Genomic DNA, 18,878 nt, shown 5'->3' on the forward strand with positions numbered 1-18,878 from the left:
CACTCGCCCCCGGCCGAGCCGCGCCACCGGGCCGGCCAACGGGCCCGCACAGGCCATACGCCCAGGTCACCCCAGGTCATCCCTGGTCACCTGGTCGCGGGCGCGGTGGAAGCGGTCCCGGCCGGCGGCGAGGTCGACGATCGGGTCGGGGTAGTCGTAACGCGCCCGCTCCTCGGCCGGCAGGGTCCACGGCTCGTGCACCGCCGGCCCCGGCAGGTCGGCGAGTTCGGGCACCCAGCGGCGTACGTACGCGCCGTCCGGGTCGTACCGTCTGCCCTGGCGCACCGGGTTGAGCACCCGGCCGGGCCGGGTGTCCGTGCCGGTGCCGGCCACCCACTGCCAGTTGAGCTGGTTGTTCGCCACGTCGCCGTCGACCAGCAGATCGAGGAAGTGGCGGGCGCCGACCCGCCAGTCCACGTACAGCGTCTTGGTCAGGAAGCTCGCGGTGAGCAGTCGGCCTCGGTTGTGCATCCAGCCCTCGTGCGCCAGTTGTCGCATCGCGGCGTCCACCACGGGGAACCCGGTGCGGCCCGAGCGCCAGGCCGCGACGTCCTCGGCCGCCTGCTCGCGCGCGTCGCGCCAGCGGTCGCCGCGCGGTCGGTAGTCGGCCGAGGACGTCTCGGGGCGGGCCGCGAGCACCTGGTGGTGGAAGTCGCGCCAGCACAGTTGCCGCTCGAAGGCCGCCGCGCCCGGCCCGCCGACCTTGCGCGCCCGGGCGACGAGTTCGACCGGCGACAGCGTGCCGAAGTGCAGATGGGGCGAGAAGCGCGAGGTGGCGTCGCCCGCGAGGTCGTCGTGGCCCTCCTCGTAGCCGGCCAGGCCGTCGCGCAGCCAGGCGGTCATGCGCCGCCGGCCGTCCTTCTCGCCGCCGACCGCGAGCCCGGGCGAGAGCCCGCGCACGCCCCCGCGCACGGGCATCCGGTCGGAGGCGACGGACCGTTCCGGCAGCCGCACCGCGCGCGGGGCCGGCAGCGGGTCCCGTGGCGCCTGCCGGGACCAGGCGCGGAAGTACGGCGTGAACACCGCGAAGTGACTTCCGCCCCCGGAGGGGGACACCGCGCCGGGCGGCAGGACGGTGGTCACCGCCTCGTGCACCACCAGGTGCCGCCCGTCCCGTTCGAGCGCGGCCCGCAACCGCTCCTCGCGGCGCTGCGCGTAGCCGCTGGCGCCCGCGGACACGTGCACCTCCCCGGCCAGGACCTGCGCCGCGACCCGGCACGTCTCCTCCACCACGTCGCCGGAGCGCAGCACCAACCGGCCCCCGCGCGACCGCAGCCCCGCGTCGAGGTCGGCCAGACAGTCGCGGAGGAACGCCTCCCGGTTGGGCGCCCCGAAGCCGGCCGTGGCGATGCCGCTGTCGCGGACGAACAGCGGCACCACCCGCCCGCCGCCGGCCAGGGCGGCCCGCAGCGGCGGGTGGTCGTGCATTCGCAGGTCGGCGGTGAACAAGACGACGGAAACCCGCATCGGCTTCCCTCCTGGTCCGGTGATCCACATGCGCACGGGGCCGCGGAGAGGGGCGGGTCCTGGCCCGGGCCCGCCCCTCTCCGCGAGGTCGGCTGGCGGGGCCCGGCCCGGGCGGGCCGGCCTCGCGGGGCGCGTCCCGCGAGGCCGGTCCGCGGGATCGAGGCGGGGGCGGTCACCGTGGCGCGGCGGGTGGGACCGCGTCCGGCGCCGTCTCGTGCGCGGCGGCCCCCACGATGTTGCGGGCCATACCGCCGAAGATGAGGGCGTGGAACGGCGCGATGGCCCACCAGTAGGCGTGGCCGAGCAGCCCGCGCGGGTGGAACAGCGCCCGCTGCCGGTAACGGGTCCGGCCGGTGTCCGCGTCCCGGTCGACGCGCAGTTCCAGCCAGGCGAGCCCGGGCATCCGCATCTCGGCACGCAGCCGCAACAGCCGGCCCGGTTCGACCGCCTCGACCCGCCAGAAGTCCAGCGCGTCCCCCACCCGCAGGTGCTGGGCGTCGCGCCGGCCACGGCGCAGCCCGGCCCCGCCGGCCAGCCGGTCCAACCAGCCGCGCACGGCCCAGGCGAGCGGGAAGGAGTACCAGCCGTTCTCGCCGCCGATGCCCTCGATGACCCGCCACAGGGCGGCCGGCGAGGCGTCCACGGTCAGCTCGCGGTGGTCGGTGTACAGGCTGCCGCCGGCCCAGTCCGGGTCGGTCGGCAGCGGGTCGCTCGGCGCCCCCGGCAACGCGGCCGACGACCAACGGGTGGCCACCTGCGCCTCCTGGACCCTGCGGAGGGCCAGGGCGAGGGCGGCGTCGAAGGGGAGCGGCTGGTTCGGCCCGTCGGGCACATAGCGGGCGATGTCGTGTTCCTGGCAGACCACCTCGTGTCGCAGCGAGGCCGCGAGCGGCTTGGCGATGGCGTGCGGGACGGGCGTGACCAGGCCCACCCAGTAGCCGGAGAGCCCCGGCGTCAGTAGCGGGATCGGCACGATCACCCGCCGCGGCAGCCTGGCGACCTCGGCGTACCGGCGCATCATCGCCACGTACGTCATGACGTCCGGGCCGCCGATGTCGAAGGCGCGGTTCACGTCGGCGGGCAGTTCGGCGCAGCCGACGAGGTAGCGCAGCACGTCGCGGACGGCGATCGGCTGGATGCGGGTACGCACCCAACTCGGCGTGACCATGACCGGCAACCGCTCGGTGAGGTAGCGCAGCATCTCGAAGGACGCGGAGCCGGAACCGATGATGACGGCGGCGCGCAACACGGCGGTGGGCACGCCCGAGGCGAGCAGGATGTCGCCCACCTCGGTGCGCGAGCGCAGGTGCGGCGAGAGTTCGGCGGGTGGTACGCCCTCTGGCGTGAGACCGCCGAGGTAGACGAGCCGGCGCACGCCCGCGGCGGCGGCCTGTTCGCCGACGGTACGAGCGGCACGCCGGTCGGTGTCCTCGAAGCTCCGCCCGGTGCCCAACGCGTGCACCAGGTAGTACGCGACATCGATGCCGCGCAGCGCGGCGCCCATCGCGTCGGCGTCCAGCACGTCGCCGCGCACGATCTCGACCCGGTCCGCCCAGGGGTGCGCGTACAGCTTCTCGGGCGAGCGCCCCACGCACCGCACCCGGTGGCCGGCCGCCAGCAACTCGGGCACCAGACGGCCCCCGATGTACCCCGTCGCTCCCGTGACCAGGCAGTGCAGTCCCCCCGGGCCGTCATCGTTCACGCCGTTCACCTCGGTCGCGTGGGAGCAGATCCGATCAGAGTAGGTCGAGTCAGACCGGAACAGGCCGGATTGGGTTGGATTGGGGCGGGTCTTGTTGGGCGAGTCGGACGAGTCCGGCGGGACGGGGCGGGGCGTGGGGGGCGGTGGGCGGGGGCGCGGGAGGCGACGGGTGCGGGCTGTTTGGCCGGTGCGGCGGGTGTGGTGCACGCGAGGGCAGCGCCGTGGGGGAGGCGGGTGCGGGCGTGGCCCTGCCCGTGCGCCCGCGCGCTCGCTCATCTGGCCGGGCCCGCGGGCCCGGCCCCGCTCGTACGCCGGCGCGTCCACCACCGGCTCGGACGCCCCGGGCGCTTCTGGCCCCGGCCGGTCCCGCCACCCCGGCGGCCCGGCCAGCCCCCTCCGCCCCGCCCTTACGAGCCCAGCCGCCGGCCCGCCCCGTACGGCCCGGAGGCCGCCCACATTCGCTCGACGCACGCCTCTTGTCATGCGCGCGACCGCAGACTTACCGTCAGGTAACACCGGCTGGACGCGCCTCCTTTCGGGCCGTGGCCAGCAACGTCACCACGCGCACGCCCGCGCAGCGCGGGCCCGCACGCGGTGACGTACGCACCCCCGTCCCACCCGCAGTACGCAGAGCCGCCGCACCACCCCGCACCACCGACCACCCCACGGGCACACCCGCACCACCGCGTACCACCCCCACACCCCACGAGCGCCCCACCACCGCGCGGCACCACGCCGCGCGCCCCGCACCCACCACGCCCCACGCCCGCCCCCGCTCCACCCGCTCCACCGGCACGCCCCCACGCGGCCCGGCCCGGCCGGGCCGCTCGCTCGCGCCGCGCCGGCCGCCACCCGGTCTCGCCACGAGCTTGCCGCCGTGCGCCGGCGCCCCGAGCGTCGCGCGCCGGCGCCGCCGTCCGCGCACACCCACCGCGGAACGCCCCGCTCACGGCGGCGCCCCCTGCCCCGCCCCAGGTCAGGCACGCCCGCACCGCGGGTCGCGCCCCTGCCGGGCGGCGGGTCCCACGCCCGCCGTCCGGCGCTGTCCCCGTGCCGCCGTGCGCCCGCGCGGCGATCCGGCACGCCCCCACGCGGTCCGGCCAGCCCGAGTACGGGCCGGCCACCGCCCCTCCCCCTCGGAGGTCCACCCTCATGAACCAGTCCCCCAACCCCCGGCGCCCCCTACGGTCCGTGCGCCGCTGGGCCACGGCCGTCGGCATGACCCTGTGCCTGGGCGCGGCCACCATCACCGCCGCCGGCCCGGCCCAGGCCGAACAGTCCGCCAGCACGACCCAGGCCGGGCCGAGCGTGCGGGCCGAGCACCCGGTGGGCGGCCTGTCGGAGGCCGTACGCAACTTCATCGCCAGCCCGGGCGCCGTCGAGGGCGCCAACGACTGGCGGTGCAAGCCGACCGCCGAGCACCCGTACCCCGTCGTCCTCGTGCACGCCACCGGCGTGAACCTCGGCGCCAACTGGACGAAGATCTCCCCCACCCTCGCCAACGCGGGCCACTGCGTCTTCGCCCTCAACTACGGCATGAACCACCTCTCGCTCGGCCGCGTCGGCGGACTGGCCGACATCCCCGCGTCGGCCCGACAGTTGAGCGCCTTCATCGACAGGGTGCTGGCCGCGACGGGCGCGCCGAAGGTCAACCTCGTCGGCCACTCGCAGGGCGGCATGATGCCGAACTACTACCTCAAGCGGCTGAACGGCGCCGGCAAGGTGGGCACCCTGGTCGCCCTGTCGCCGAGCAACCACGGCACCACGCTCTCGGGCCTGACCAACCTCGGCGAGGCGCTCGGGATCATCGGCTTCGTCAACAACCTCTTCGACTTCGTCGGCCTGCCGGCGCTCAAGCAGCAGGAGATCAACTCCCAATTCCAGAAGGACCTCTTCGCCGACGGCGACACCGTGCCCGGCGTGCGCCACGTGGTACTCCAGACCACGAAGGACGCCGTCGTCACCCCGTACACCAACGCCTTCCTCAAGGGCGACGCGGTCCGCAACATCACCATCCAGGACCAGTGCCCGGCGGACCCGGTCGGCCATGTGGGAATGTTCGTCGACGGGCCGACCGTGCAGCACGTGGTGAACGCGCTCGGGCCCAACGACCCGCACTTCAAGCCGACCTGCACCGACTACGGGCTGCCGCTCTAACCGCCGGCGCGCACCCTTCCGCCCCTCCCCCGCACCCCCACTGAGCAGCCACGCTCGCAGCGGTGCGGGGCGAAACGGCCGCCTCGGCGGCCGTTTCGCCATACGGGCCACACACCGCACACCCCCCCCCGCCCACACCACCGAGCCCCTGGCCGGCGACCACCCGGCCTCGGCCCACCCTCATTCCCTGACGGACGGTGACACCCGCTGCGTTCAACTGACTTGCGGTGTAGGGCAGTTGAGCTGCTGACGCATGCGCGTACGGGGGCGGGGGGGGAAGCCCGGCCGAGGGCGCTGGGGAAGCCGGGCGCTCGGCGGGGGTCACGGTCGGCAAACCGGGGCCCGTTTCCTGGCTGAAAGGAGACCCCTCCGTTGGCCACTTCATCGGGTCACTTCTAGTACGGAATGGGCGCACTCAGGTCCATACCGACATCCGGAGCACAAACGCCGGACCCGTACGAGGAGGAGCCAACCCATCATGCACAGCACTCGCACCACGAGCACCGCCCGCACCACGACCATCGCACCGCGCCGCGCCGCGCGCCCAGGCCGCGCCATCGCCGGGGGCGCCGTCCTGGCCGCGACCCTGTTAACCGCCGGGCTCACCGCGAGCAGCGCCGGCGCGGTCGGCCAGCAGGCCGGCGACCGCGGCGCGCCCGCGGTGACCGCCACGCCCACCTGCAAGCTCGCCGGCCTCAAGGTCACGCTGGACAAGGGCGGCGTGCCGGACGGCGCACGCAACGGCATGAGCCACGCGGGCATCTACCTGCGGTTCGAGAACACCACCGACCACACCTGCATCCTGCGCGGCTACCCGGGGCTCGGCCTGGAGAACACCCAGCACAAGCCGCTCGCCACCAAGGCCGAGTGGGGCTCGACCTGGTACGCGAAGGACCCGGGCAAGACCAACGTACGCGTGGAGGCCGGCGACTCGGCATGGGCCGACCTCGCCTGGACCCAGTCGGGCACGGACGCCGTGCACTCCCGGCACCTCAAGGTCACCCCGCCCGCCGAGACCCGGTCCGCGGTCCTGAACTTCGACCGCGTCGTGGACTGGGGCCGACTCCAGGTGACCGCCCTCGCGGACACGCCCCCGAAGGTCGGCTGAGGACTGACTGCGGACTGGCCGAGGGCTGATTGAGGGCCGGTTGAAGGGCGGTTGAGGTCCGGTGGCTGTCGTCCCGGGCCCGGCCCGGTTGCGACTTCGACCCTTACCTGGACCTGGGGCTACGGGCCTGGCAGCGGGCCTTCGCCCCGGCCTCTTGGGCTCCGGGATGCGTGCCTGACCTCGGGTTCTCGCCCCGGCTGGGGCGCCGGGCTGGGGGTTCGTGGCTGGGGGCCTGACCTCGGGCCTTCACCTCGGCTTGGGTCCCGGACCGGGGAGCCTGGCCTCCGCCCCTTCACCTCGGAACTGACCTCGGTGGCGGCGCTGACTTCCGGCGCGGCCGTGATCGAGGCCGTGGCCGTCGCCTCGGTTGAGGCTCGTGGGCTGCGTATCGGCCGAGACGGCGGGGGCTTGAGCGGCCGAGGCGACGAGCGGCCGAGGCGACCGGAATTTGGCGCTTCCCGGGTCGATCGGTAGGGCCCGGGAGCCCGGTAGCGGCCGGGGGGGCTGGCAGCGGCCGGGGGGCTGACAGCGGCCGGAGGGCTGGTCAGGTCTGGTCAGGTCTGGCGCGACCGGTAGGAGTCAGGGCGGTCGCCGCCTACGGACTGCGAGCCGGCCGGAACCGGCGGGCTCAGCGCGGCTGGGGAGCGCCGGACGAGCTGGGAGTGGACACGGCGGCGTCGGTGGCGACGACGGACGGCGGCCCCCGCCGTAGTTGTGCAGTCCGTCGTCGCCCCACCCCGGCGCCCCGGGGACGCCGCCGAGTGACCCGCCCCGCGCCGTGCGGCGGCGCGGCGGATCGAGCGGAGAGCGCCGGCGTGCGGCGCCGCCGTGCCCGGTTCCGGGCTAGCTGATGTTCACGTCCACACAGGCGTAGAAGGCGTTGGACGTGTCGGCGACGTTCCACACCGCCAACACCTTCTGCTTGCCGGACAGGCCACCGAAGTTGACCTGGTGGGTCACGGTCTCGCCGGGCCGTGCTCCGCCGTCGTTGAACTCGGCGATCTTGCTGCCGCCCACGTAGTACTGCCAGGTGCTGGTGGCGTGGCGGGCGGTCAGACGCCAGTTGAAGCTGGTGGTGCGGCTGACGGGGGTGACCTTCCAGGGCTTGCTGTCATCGTCCAACTCGGCGAAGGCGGCGTTGCCACCGCTGCAGCTCTTGAGCCCCTTGGGGCCTTCCACGCTCTGCGGCTCGTACTTGATGGGGCCACAGGGCAGGGAGCCGGCCGCGCACTGGGCCTGACGGCTCGGGGGCGAGTTGATGTAGCCGTGGGCGCTGGCCGAGCCGGAGGGCAGACTGACGGCCAGGATCGGCGCGATGGCCGCACCGAGAGTGACAGCCAGCTTCTTCTTACCGCGCATGGTGGAACTCCTTGAGTGGGGGGCCTGCCGTGGGGGCAGGTGACAACCGCAGGCGGCGCAGAGCCACAGGGCGTGTCAGATGGCGACCGGGTGTGGGGGCACGGGTCGTCGGCCGTAACAGCGGCCCCACGCCGCCTGCTTGGTCTAGACCATACTGATTGTCGGAGCGCGGTCAAGAGTTTGTTCCATCCGAACTTTTTCCCCTCCATCGAGGGAGCCGGATCGCGCCGCGTTGGCGGACTGACGGGCCATCAGCCTGCAGGTCCGGGACTCCGCAGGTCAGAGGGCATGAACTGCGCGCCTGGGGGCCGGTATACGTCTGTGAACGGGTGGTCCGGCAACCCGCTGCGGATTTGACCTCGGCCGGCGCCGAGGCCACCGGCATCGGACGCGTATTCCACCTCTGCCGGCGCCGGGACCACCGGCAGCGGCAACCGGCGCCCGGCAACCGGCGCCCGCCGCGCGGCTGCTGGTAGCTGGCAGGGCGGGTGGGTCGGGGGCATCGCCTGCGGAGTGGGCACTTGGAGGCCCCTCCCCCCTCCCCTCCCTCCCCACCCCCTCAGATTCACCACCCACGCCACCGCCCCCTTCGGAGCAGGGCCCCCGGCCAGGCCCCAGCCGGCGAGCGCCGGGGAACCTCAGCCGAACAGCCCGACCTCAGCCCACCCCCAGGCACTACGCCCCCGCCCATCCAGCACAGCGCCCCAACGCCAGCCCGCCCAACCTCCCACCAGCCCACGCACCCACGCACCCACGCACCCACGCACCCACGCACCCACGCACCCACGCACCCACGCCCAGGCTCACCCACACACCAGCACGCAGACCAACCCACACCCACGCACTCACCCGCACCCGCACCCGCACCCGCACCCGCACCCGCACCCGCACCCGCACCCGCACCCCAGGCTCACCCACACGCCCCACTCACCCGCCGCCCCACCCACGTACGCACCCTCCGCACGCGAACCGCATGCGCAACCCGAGCCCCGAGCCCAATCCCAACCTCCCCGCCCCAGCCCGAACCCCACCACCCCACCAACGCCCTACCGCCCTATCGCGACAACTCCAACGGAAAGACGGCCCGAATGATGCGCACGCTGACCGGGTTCAACTCGCCATGCGCCTCCGTCGCATTGACCGAATAGACCAGGGTGCGGGACAGATTCCGGGTGGCCGCGATGGCTGTCGCGTAGCCGGGTCGGGCGCCGGACTTGCCCCACACCACCGTCTTCCCGTCCTCGCCTATGAAGCGCTGGAGGCCCGCGCTGTAGGTAGCGCCCTCGACCTCCGGCAGCGTGAACATCTCCCGGTCCAGCAGCGGCTGCGGCACGATCTTTCCCCGGAACAGTGCGCGCAGCAGGCGCTCCAGGTCAGCGGTGGTAGAGATCATGTCGCCGGCCGCCCACCGGTCGGAGACGTTCCACTCCGTCGCGTCCACCAACCTGCCGTCCCGCAGCAGTTGGTAGCCGCGGTGGTGCGGCCCGTGGAGACGCGGGTCGGGTCCGCCGGGGAACGACGTGTGCCACATCCCGGCGGGCCGCAGCACGCGCACCGCCGCCTGGTGCTCGTACGAGTCGCCCGTGACCTTCTCGATGAGCATGCCGAGGACGGTGTAGCCGATGTTGCCGTACCGCTGCTTCTTGCCGGGGCCCTCGCCCGGGCCTCGGTAGGGGCCCTTGGCGACGGACGCGGCCACGACAGCCTCCGGCGTCAGGGTCTCGAAGCGGCGCTCGTACCCCTCCCCGTCCGTCGGGCCGAGGTTGGCACCCGGCTGGAGTCCGCTGGTGAACGTGAGCAAGTGGCGCACGGTGATGGGCCCGAAGGCGTCGGACAGCAACCCCGGCAGGTACTCCTGCACGGTGCCGTCCAGGTCGATCCGGCCCTCGGCGGCGAGTTGCAGCACGACGGCCGAGGTCACCACCTTGGTCGTGGACCCGGCGCGGAACCGGGCATCGGTCAACGCCCCGCGTCCGCTCACCAGATCGCGCACCCCGGCCTTCCCTCGCCACGTGCCATGGCCGCCGACGCGCACCAGCGCTGCCGTGGCGTCCCGGTCCGGCAACCCGCGCAACGCCTTCTCCAGCGCCGCGACATCGGGCCCGTCCGTCGCGCGCCCCACCACATGCGCGCCGACCACCGATGGCGCGGCAGCCGCCCGCGACACATCGCCACCGGACTGCCCGTCAGCCCACGCGGGCCCGGCCATCAACCCAGCCGACGCCGCCAACCCGACGACGACCGCGGCGGCCACCCCTGAGCGCGCCCGCGCCCAGGCCCGCGCCCGAACGCGAGCACGAACGTGGCGCCGAGTCGGGCCACCACCTCGCGGCAATGGCCAGGGCTGACCGTCGGGTCGGCCGACGGAATGGGCCTGCCGGCCAGGTTGAGGGGCAGGCTGGGGATGGGCTCTCATGCGGCACTCCCGAGACGAACGGCTCACGCGTACGCCATCCATGCTGCCGAGCACGCCGCCCGGGGGAATCGGACCGTGGTACGACACGCCCCCTGGCTTCACCCTGGCCGACGCTCCCTCACATGGCGTACTCAGCATCGGGGTTGTTCCCTAGGAGGAGCACAGACGCCGAAACCCCGGCGCTCCGATTCCATCGAAGCGCCGGGGTTCGGTCCACCACGGTCATACGGCCGTACCAACGCGCGACGACCGCACAGGACAGACGCCCAGGCAGCCCCGCCTCCGCACCGCCCCCGCCGCCAGCACCGCCCGCGCCCACCACCTGACCGGCCCGCTCACCAGCCACCAGCAAGCGGCCAGACGGGCACACGGGCACACGGGCACACGGGCACACGGGCAAGCAGAAACAACAGCCCAGACAAGACACCAGCCAACAGCCACCAGACAAAAGCCAAGCCCAACCCCGAGCCGAAGCCCCGGCCCAAACCAAAGCCCGGCCGTAGCCCCAGCCCAAGCCCGTGCCGAAGCCCCAGCCAAGCCCGTCCCGAGCCGAAGCCCAAGCCCCGCCCCAAGCCGAAACCCAAGCCCCACGCCACCCGCCCAGCGCCCGGCGCCCCGCCAACCGGTGCCGTCAGCCAGCTAGCCGAGGGCCGACTTCACCACGTCCGCCAGTCGGCCCGCGACCGACCTGGCCTGCTCGATGTCGGCGGCCTCGACCATCACGCGCACCAGCGGCTCGGTGCCCGACGGGCGCAGCAACACGCGTCCGGTGGCGCCGAGTTCGCGCTCCGCGTCGGTGACGGCGATCCGTACCTCGGGCGAGGTGGTGACGCGCGACTTGTCCACGTCCGGCACGTTGATGAGGATCTGCGGCAGTCGCTCCATGACGCCCGCCAGGTCCGCGAGCGAGCGCCCGGTGGCGGCGACACGCGCGGCGAGCATCAGCCCGGTCAGCGTGCCGTCGCCGGTCGTGGCGTGGTCGAGGACGATCACGTGGCCGGACTGTTCGCCGCCCAGCGCGAAGCCGCTGCGCTTCATCTCCTCGAGCACGTACCGGTCGCCGACGGCCGTCTGCACCAGGGACAGTCCCTCGCGCTCCATGGCCAGCTTGAAGCCCAGGTTGGACATGACGGTCGCGACCACGGTGTCCTTGCGCAGCCCGCCCGCGTCGCGCATGGCCAGCGCGAGGACGGCCAGGATCTGGTCGCCGTCCACCTCGGCGCCGGTCGCGTCCACGGCCAGGCAGCGGTCGGCGTCGCCGTCGTGGGCGACGCCCAGGTCGGCGCCGTGTTCGACGACGGCGGCGCGCAGCTTGGCCAGGTGCGTGGAGCCGCAGCCGTCGTTGATGTTCAGGCCGTCCGGTTCGGTGCCGATCGTGATGACCTCGGCGCCGGCCCGGGCGAACGCCTCGGGCGAGACCCGCGCCGCCGCGCCGTGCGCACCGTCGATGACGACCTTGAGCCCGTCGAGCCGGTTCGGCAACACGCCGATCAGGTGCGCGACGTAGTTGTCGAAGCCCTGGTCGTAGGTGGTGACCCGGCCCACGCCGGCGCCGGTCGGGCGGTCCCACGGCTCGCCGGCGGCGTGCGCGTGGTACGTCTCCTCGATCCGGTCCTCCAACTCGTCGGCGAGCTTGTGTCCGCCGCGCGCGAAGAACTTGATGCCGTTGTCGGGCATCGCGTTGTGGCTGGCGGAGAGCATCACGCCGAGGTCGGCGCCGAGCGCGCCGGTCAGGTAGGCGACGGCGGGCGTCGGCAGCACGCCCACGCGCCGCACGTCCACGCCCGCGCTGGCCAGGCCGGCCACGACGGCGGCTTCAAGGAACTCCCCGGAGGCCCGCGGATCGCGTCCGACCACTGCCACCGGGCGATGGCCCTCGAACGTGCCCGCCTCGGCGAGCACATGCGCCGCCGCGACCGACAGGCCGAGCGCCAGCTCCGCTGTCAGGTCGGCGTTGGCGACACCGCGCACACCGTCCGTACCGAAGAGTCGTCCCACTGGTGTCCTCCGAGATCACGTCACATGAACCAGGGTTTACGTCCAGGTATACGCCCCTGGTTGTCCATAACCGAACGCCCCGGCAGCACGAATGGTGCCGCCGGGGCGTTGGAAGCGCAGCGAGACTCGCTGCAAACCGCTGCGAAGCGTTCTGCGCGAGATTAGCGCTTGCTGTACTGCGGGGCCTTGCGGGCCTTCTTCAGACCGGCCTTCTTGCGCTCGACCGCACGGTCGTCACGCTTGAGGAACCCGGCCTTCTTGAGGGCGCCGCGGTTGTTGTCCTCGTCGGCCTCGTTCAGCGCGCGGGCCACACCGAGGCGCAGCGCACCGGCCTGGCCGGAGATGCCGCCGCCGCTGATGCGGGCGATGACGTCGTAGCGGTCGTCGAGCTCGAGCACCTTGAAGGGCTCGTTGACTTCCTGCTGGTGCACCTTGTTCGGGAAGTAGCCCTCAAGGGTGCGACCGTTGATCTTCCACTTGCCGGTGCCCGGAACGATGCGGACGCGGGCGATGGCGTTCTTGCGACGTCCGAGGCCCGCGGCGGGCTGCGGGTCGCCGAAGCGGGACGCGAGCGACTCGCTCGTGTACTCCTCGACGGGAACGTCGACGTCCTCGATCTGCTCGGTCGTCTCCACGACCTCGTCGACGACGGGGGTCTCTGCGGTGGTCTCGGCCACGATTCTCCTCAGATTCTTTCAGTCTTAGGGGTGGCCGGTACTACTGCGCGACCTGGGTGATCTCGAACGGGACCGGCTGCTGAGCGCCGTGCGGGTGCTCGGCACCCGAGTAGACCTTCAGCTTCGAGAGCATCTGACGGCCCAGGGTGTTCTTGGGGAGCATGCCCTTGATGGCCTTCTCGACGGCCTTCTCGGGGCTCTTCGCCAGCAGCTCGTCGTAGCGGACGGACCGCAGACCACCCGGGTAACCCGAGTGGCGGTAGGCCATCTTCTGGGTCCGCTTGTTGCCGGAGAGGTGCACCTTGTCGGCGTTGACGATGATGACGAAGTCACCGGTGTCGACGTGGGGCGCGTAGATCGGCTTGTGCTTGCCCCTCAGGAGGGACGCGGCCGTCGTGGCCAGACGGCCCAGGACGACGTCCTGCGCGTCAATGATGTGCCACTGGCGCTGGACATCGCCGGGCTTGGGGCTGTACGTACGCACGGTCGTAGCCTTCGCTTCTTCAGTGATGGGGTCGCCCCTGATCCGCGAGGATCAAGAGGACGAAGTCCTGACAAGGCCACCCGGACGATCACGACAGCCGTGGCGGCACGCCGGGGACGCAACCCGAGTGCCTGCCGCTGGTCATCGGCCCGGTGGACCGGCGTAAGGGCCCCTCACGTGAGATCGAGCAAGCCAATACGCATAACGAACCGGCAGAATACCGGCCCGCCCCCATCCGGGTCAAAACAGCCCGCCAGCCCCCGCCCCCAGCCCCGGGCCCGACCTCGCCACGGTCGCAGCCCGACCCCGGACACCAACCCCGAACCCCGAGCCCCGACCCCGGGCGCCAGCCCGCCCGCGCCGCCGTCACCGCGCGCGCCGCACCCGCCCCTCGTCCCAGACCGGCTCCGGTACCTCGCGGACCAGGCCGTCGGAGCCGAAGACCAGGAAGCGGTCGAAGGACCGGGCGAACCAGCGGTCGTGGGTGACCGTGAGGACCGTGCCCTCGTACGCCGCGAGCCCCTCCTGCAACGCCTCCGCGCTCTCCAGGTCCAGGTTGTCCGTCGGCTCGTCGAGCAGCAGCGCGGTGGCGCCCGCCAGCTCCAGGAGCAGGATCTGCAACCGCGCCTGCTGGCCGCCGGAGAGCTTGTCGAAGGGCTGGTCCCCCTGCCCCTCCAGCTCGTACCGGCGCAGCACGCTCATCGCGCCCCCGCGGTCCTTGGCGTGCTCCGTCCACAGGATGTCGACCAGCGTGCGGCCCATCAGCTCGGGGTGGGCGTGGGTCTGCGCGAAGTGCCCGGGCACCACCCGCGCGCCCAGCTTCCACTTCCCCGTGTGGGCCACGTCGCCGCCGGCCAGCAGGCGCAGGAAGTGCGACTTGCCCGAACCGTTCGAGCCGAGCACCGCGACCCGCTCGCCGAAGAAGACCTCCAGGTCGAAGGGGCGCATCAGGCCGGTCAGCTCAAGCTGCTCGCAGGTGATGGCCCGCACCCCGGTGCGCCCGCCGCGCAGCCGCATCCGGATGTCCTGCTCGCGCGGCGGCTCCTGTGGCGGGCCGGCCTCCTCGAACCGGCGCAGCCGGGTCTGGGCGGCCTGGTAGCGCGAGGCCATGTCCGCGTTGTACGCCGCCTTCTGCTTGAAGGTGAGCATCAGCCGGCGCAGCTTGGCGTGCTCCTCGTCCCAACGCCGGCGCAGCTCCTCGAAGCGCGCGAAGCGCTCCTTGCGGGCCGCGTGGTACGTCGCGAAGCCGCCACCGTGCACCCAGGTGTCGCTGCCGGCCGGGCCCGGCTCCACGCTGATGATCTTCTGCGCGGAGCGGGCGAGCAGCTCCCGGTCGTGGCTGACGAACAGCACCGTCTTGGGCGTCTCGCGCAGCCGCTCCTCAAGCCAGCGCTTGCCCGGCACGTCCAGGTAGTTGTCCGGCTCGTCCAGGAGCAGCACCTCGTCGGGCCCGCGCAGCAGCGCCTCAAGCACCAGCCGCTTCTGCTCGCCGCCGCTGAGCGTGCGCACCTGCCGCCACTGCGCCCGCTCGTACGGCATGCCGAGCGCGGCCATCGTGCACATGTCCCACAGCGTCTCGGCCTCGTACCCGCGCGCCTCGGCCCAGTCGCTCAGCGCCTGCGCGTACGCCATCTGGGCGGCCTCGTCGTCGACGGTCATGACCGCGTGTTCGGCCTCGTCCACCGCCCGCGCCGCCTTCCGCAACCGCGGCTGGGACACCGAGACCAGCAGGTCCCGTACGGTGCGCTCGTCCCGGACCGAGCCGACGAACTGGGGCATCACGCCCAGGCCGCCGCTGACCGTCACCGTGCCGCCGTGCGGTTTCAGCTCGCCCGAGATCAGCCGCAGCAGCGTGGTCTTGCCCGCGCCGTTCGCACCGACCAGCGCGACCGCGGAGCCCTCCCCCACCCGGAACGAGACATCGCCGAACAGCACCCGGCCGTCGGGTAGGTAGTACTCCAGATGCGCGCCCTCAACGTGTCCCATACCGGAAGTCTGGGTGTCGCCCCCCGCCGTCGGCCAACCGTTTTCCGGCGCGGCCACCGGGCCCCCGGCCGCCCGGGCGTGCCCATAGGATGCGCGGCATGAGCTTTGGGCAAGGGGGGCCGTACGGGCCCGGGGGATCTCAACCGCCTACGCCGGACTGGTCGGCCCTCGCCGACACCGCGGCCCGCGACCGGCGCCGCAAGTGGCTGCTCTTCGGCGGCGGGGCGCTGGCCGCCGCCGCCATCGCCGCGATCGTCGCCACCGCCGTGATCGTGGGCGACGACGACGGGGGCAAGGGCGACCGGAGCGCCTCCCAGCTCCCCACCCCGGCCGAGCTGCCCAGCGAGTCGGCGCAGAGCGAGCCGACGTTCTCCGACGTCGACCCGCCCGCGCCGATCAGCCCGCTGGAGGTCATCTCCGACCGCTCCAAGGACACGGCGCCGATCACCGCCGCCGGCCTCTTCCCCGGCGACCGGGCCACCGTGGCCGGCCGCGACTACACCAAGGGCGCCACGGCGAGCACGAAGGACTGCGGTTCCGTGGCGCAGAAGAAGCTCTACCCCGCGCTGACCGGCAACGGCTGCCGCCAGGTGGTGCGGGCGACGTACACCAACGGCGACGTCGCCGTCACGGTCGGCATCGCCGTCTTCGACACCAAGGCCGCGGCCGAGAAGGCCAAGGCCGCCGCCGGGCCCTTCCTGGTCTCGCTGCCGGGCGACGGCGTCGAGCGCTTCTGCCGCAACACCGCCTGCCGCTCCACCAGCAACGCCATCGGCCGCTACGGCTACTTCACCATCGCCGGCAACACCGACGGCAGCCCCGTACGCACCGACGACACCAAGGCCCGGCAGGCCGGGCTCGACGTCGCCGAGCACGCCTTCAGCCGCATCATGCAGCGGGCGAACGCCCAGGCGTCAGCGGCGGCCACGGCCCGCTGACCCGCGCGCCCACACCCACCGCGCCACCGCCGGCACGGCGGCCCCCGCCGCACCCGACCCCAGCCGACCCCGCCCCGGCCTGCGGTGATCGGGCGCGCCGGCGCGCCGGGCGGGCGCATCGTCAGCCGGGTCGGCGGCCGGCGACCCGGCGCACGCCCCGCCGCCCGGCCCCCTCCCGCGCTCCCCCGCCCCGGCGACGCGCTCCCCGGCGCACCCTGTCGCCCCGAAGAAAAACGCGCCCGCTCCCGCGTGCCCGCACCCGCGGACGAACAAAAGGGGCGGAAGGTTGTGGTGTGCTCGATGATTGTGGGCCATTGCATATCACCGCATGCATAAGCAACTTTCTGCACCCGCGATCGTCTAATGAGGCAGGCCAGGCCAGAGGGGAGGCAGCACGCAACGGACGCAAGCCGTCCTGCGTGAAGTCAAAATGAAGATCTCATTTCTGCTGCACAACGTGTACGGCATCGGGGGAACGATCCGTTCCACGTTCAATGTGGCGGGCGCCCTCGCCGAACACCACGAGGTGGAGATCGTCTCCCTCATGCGCACCGCGGAGGCCCCGAGCCTCCCGCTGCACGACGCGGTGCGCGTCGTCAACCTGATCGACCTGCGCAAGGGCCGCGCCAGCGACGCGGACAACCCGCTGCTCAAGCAGATCACCCCGCGCATCCCGGCCGCCGAGGCCAACGGCACGGTGAACTTCAACGCGCTCACCGACGAGCGCGTCGCCGCCTTCCTCGACGCCACCGACGCGGACGTCGTCATAGCGACCCGCCCCGGCCTGCTCATCTACCTGGCCGAGTTGGGCCGTGGCCGAGGCCGCGACTTCCTGCGCATCGGCCAGGAGCACCGGCTGTACGAGACGCACAAGCCCGCCCTGCGCGCCGCGTGCGACGCGGCCATCGCCCGGCTCGACGCCCACACCACCGTCTCCGAGGCCGACGCGGCCACCCACCGCGCCAAGCTGCCCGACATCACCACCCGTCTCGTCGGGCTGCCCAACGGCGTCCCCGCGACCGACGTCGAGCCCTCCGACGGCACCGCCAAGCTGGTCGTCGCCGCCGGCCGGCTGGTCCCGGTCAAGCGCTACGACCTGCTCGTCACCGCCTGGGCGACGGTCGCCGCCGCGCACCCGGACTGGAAGCTGCGGCTGTACGGGCGCGGCCCGCAGCACGCCGCGCTGCGCCAGCAGATCGACGACCTCGGCCTGGCCGACCACATCACCCTCATGGGCCCGCACGCCCCCATCGAGACCGAGTGGGCCAAGGGCTCGATCGCGGCCGTCACCTCCCGCGAGGAGTCGTTCGGCATGACGATCGTGGAGGCCATGCACTGCGGCGTGCCCGTGGTGGCCACCAACTGCCCGCACGGCCCCGGCGAGATCATCGCGGACGGCGAGGACGGGCTGCTGGTCGCCAACGGCGACGCGGACGCCATCGCCAAGGGCCTGCTCTCCCTCATCGAGGACGAGGACCGGCGCCGCCGGATGGGCCAGGCCGCCCGCGCCGCCGCCGCCCGCTACGCGCCCGAGCACGTGGCCGCCGCGTACGAGAAGCTGATCGGCGAGCTGTACGCGGCCCGTGGTCAGGCCGCGCCGTCGCGGGGCGCCTCCGGTGCGCGGACCCAGCGCAAGCCGCTGACCGACGTGCTCAAGGCCACCGTCAAGAGCCTGGTGCGCAAGCCCCCGCTGCGGCCCGTCGCCACCTGCCGGGCCGACGGCACGGGACGCCTCACGCTCAGCGTCCGTGGCGCCGGCGTGCACGGGCCCAAGCTGGCCGTGACGCTGACCGACCGCGCCAAGGGCGACCAGTTCCGCGTCCCGCTCCAGCCGCCGGCCGAGCCCGGCGGGGCCTGGACCGCGGTCGTGGACCACGAGCTGGTCCGGCTCACCGAGGGCCGCTGGGACCTGCACGTCGTCCGCGGCGACGGCGCCCGCCGCCGCCTGGCCTGCCACTACGCCGAGGGCCGTGGCCTGGTCGACGCGCGGCCGTTGGACGGCACGCCGTTCACCTGGTGGGTGCCGTACACCACCGTGGACGGCTACCTCGCCCTGCGCACCTGGTACCGCGACGCGCACGCCGAGGCCCACACCGTGCACGCCGACGACGTCGGCGTGACCGTCACCTGCACACTGCACGGCACCACGCTGACCGAGGACGGCACGGGCGCCGCGCCCACCGTCATCGCCAAGCCGCGCACCGCCGGCAAGGCGTTCACCGCCCCGGTGACCGTGCTCGGCCCGGACCGGTTCCGCTTCACGCTGCGCTACGAGCAGGTGCACGCCACCCGCTCCGGCAAGGAGTCGGTCGACCCGGTCTGGGACGTCAGCCTCCAGCCGGGCGGCGACGGGCCCGCGAGCCTGCGCGTCGGCCGCGTCCTGGGCGACATCCTCGACCGCAACAAGACCGACCTCTACCCCGTCGTGGGGGGCGTGCGGCCCTACTTCACCAAGGCCAACAACCTCGCCCTGACCTGCCCCAAGCGCACCGCGTAAGGCACCCGACGCCCGAGTGGGCGGGCGGGCCCATCCCCCGGGCCCGCCCGCCCGCTCAACCGCGTCCACTCATTCCCGCCCGCTCAACC

12 protein-coding genes are annotated in these 18,878 nt (G+C 73.4%); 4 read left to right on the plus strand and 8 right to left on the minus strand.

Going from position 1 to position 18,878, the window contains the following annotated elements; genetic code table 11:
• Positions 1-66: 66 nt before the first annotated feature.
• Together AC3CHW_RS13100 and AC3CHW_RS13105 are read right to left on the minus strand one after the other, a co-directional pair.
• A complete protein-coding gene (locus AC3CHW_RS13100; protein ID WP_488470578.1) occupies positions 67-1,467 on the minus strand; it encodes a cryptochrome/photolyase family protein in 1,401 nt (466 codons plus the stop codon).
• Positions 1,468-1,639: 172 nt separating this feature from the next.
• Entirely contained in the window at positions 1,640-3,169 is a 1,530-nt protein-coding gene (locus AC3CHW_RS13105) for an SDR family oxidoreductase (RefSeq protein WP_488470579.1), read from the minus strand.
• A gap of 1,152 nt (positions 3,170-4,321) precedes the next feature.
• On the opposite strand from AC3CHW_RS13105, the gene AC3CHW_RS13110 reads away from it, so the two are divergent.
• A complete protein-coding gene (locus AC3CHW_RS13110) occupies positions 4,322-5,326 on the plus strand; it encodes an esterase/lipase family protein (protein WP_488470580.1) in 1,005 nt (334 codons plus the stop codon).
• 478 nt (positions 5,327-5,804) lie between these two features.
• A complete protein-coding gene (locus tag AC3CHW_RS13115; protein WP_488470581.1) occupies positions 5,805-6,434 on the plus strand; it encodes a DUF4232 domain-containing protein in 630 nt (209 codons plus the stop codon).
• Between the two features lie 843 nt (positions 6,435-7,277).
• On the opposite strand, the gene AC3CHW_RS13120 is transcribed toward AC3CHW_RS13115, so the two are convergent.
• From AC3CHW_RS13120 to AC3CHW_RS13145, 6 genes are all read right to left on the minus strand, one after another.
• Positions 7,278-7,793, minus strand: coding sequence for a lytic polysaccharide monooxygenase auxiliary activity family 9 protein (locus tag AC3CHW_RS13120; protein WP_398609654.1), 516 nt, complete (start codon positions 7,791-7,793; stop codon positions 7,278-7,280).
• A gap of 1,054 nt (positions 7,794-8,847) precedes the next feature.
• Entirely contained in the window at positions 8,848-10,002 is a 1,155-nt protein-coding gene (locus AC3CHW_RS13125) for a serine hydrolase domain-containing protein (protein ID WP_488470582.1), read from the minus strand.
• 846 nt (positions 10,003-10,848) lie between these two features.
• Positions 10,849-12,207 (minus strand): phosphoglucosamine mutase, encoded by a 1,359-nt coding sequence (gene glmM, locus AC3CHW_RS13130; RefSeq protein WP_398609652.1) that lies wholly within the window; start codon positions 12,205-12,207, stop codon positions 10,849-10,851.
• Between the two features lie 161 nt (positions 12,208-12,368).
• Positions 12,369-12,884 carry a 30S ribosomal protein S9 gene (rpsI, locus tag AC3CHW_RS13135; protein WP_176163527.1) on the minus strand — a complete coding sequence of 172 codons (516 nt, stop codon included), beginning with the start codon at positions 12,882-12,884 and terminating at the stop codon, positions 12,369-12,371.
• Positions 12,885-12,924: 40 nt separating this feature from the next.
• The gene (rplM, locus tag AC3CHW_RS13140; protein WP_176163526.1) at positions 12,925-13,368 is read right to left on the minus strand and encodes a 50S ribosomal protein L13; all 444 of its coding nucleotides are present in this window, start codon (positions 13,366-13,368) and stop codon (positions 12,925-12,927) included.
• A gap of 366 nt (positions 13,369-13,734) precedes the next feature.
• Positions 13,735-15,354: an ABC-F family ATP-binding cassette domain-containing protein gene (locus AC3CHW_RS13145; protein WP_176163525.1), complete on the minus strand. Its 1,620-nt coding sequence runs from the start codon at positions 15,352-15,354 to the stop codon at positions 13,735-13,737.
• 98 nt (positions 15,355-15,452) lie between these two features.
• On the opposite strand from AC3CHW_RS13145, the gene AC3CHW_RS13150 reads away from it, so the two are divergent.
• Both AC3CHW_RS13150 and AC3CHW_RS13155 read left to right on the plus strand, forming a co-directional pair.
• Positions 15,453-16,292 (plus strand): hypothetical protein, encoded by an 840-nt coding sequence (locus AC3CHW_RS13150; RefSeq protein ID WP_488470583.1) that lies wholly within the window; start codon positions 15,453-15,455, stop codon positions 16,290-16,292.
• A gap of 430 nt (positions 16,293-16,722) precedes the next feature.
• On the plus strand, positions 16,723-18,789 hold the full coding sequence (locus AC3CHW_RS13155) for a glycosyltransferase (RefSeq protein ID WP_488470584.1): 2,067 nt from the start codon (positions 16,723-16,725) through the stop codon (positions 18,787-18,789).
• Positions 18,790-18,878 lie beyond the last annotated feature (89 nt).

Source organism: Streptomyces sp. MGP-BFMKR1 (assembly GCF_057766585.1).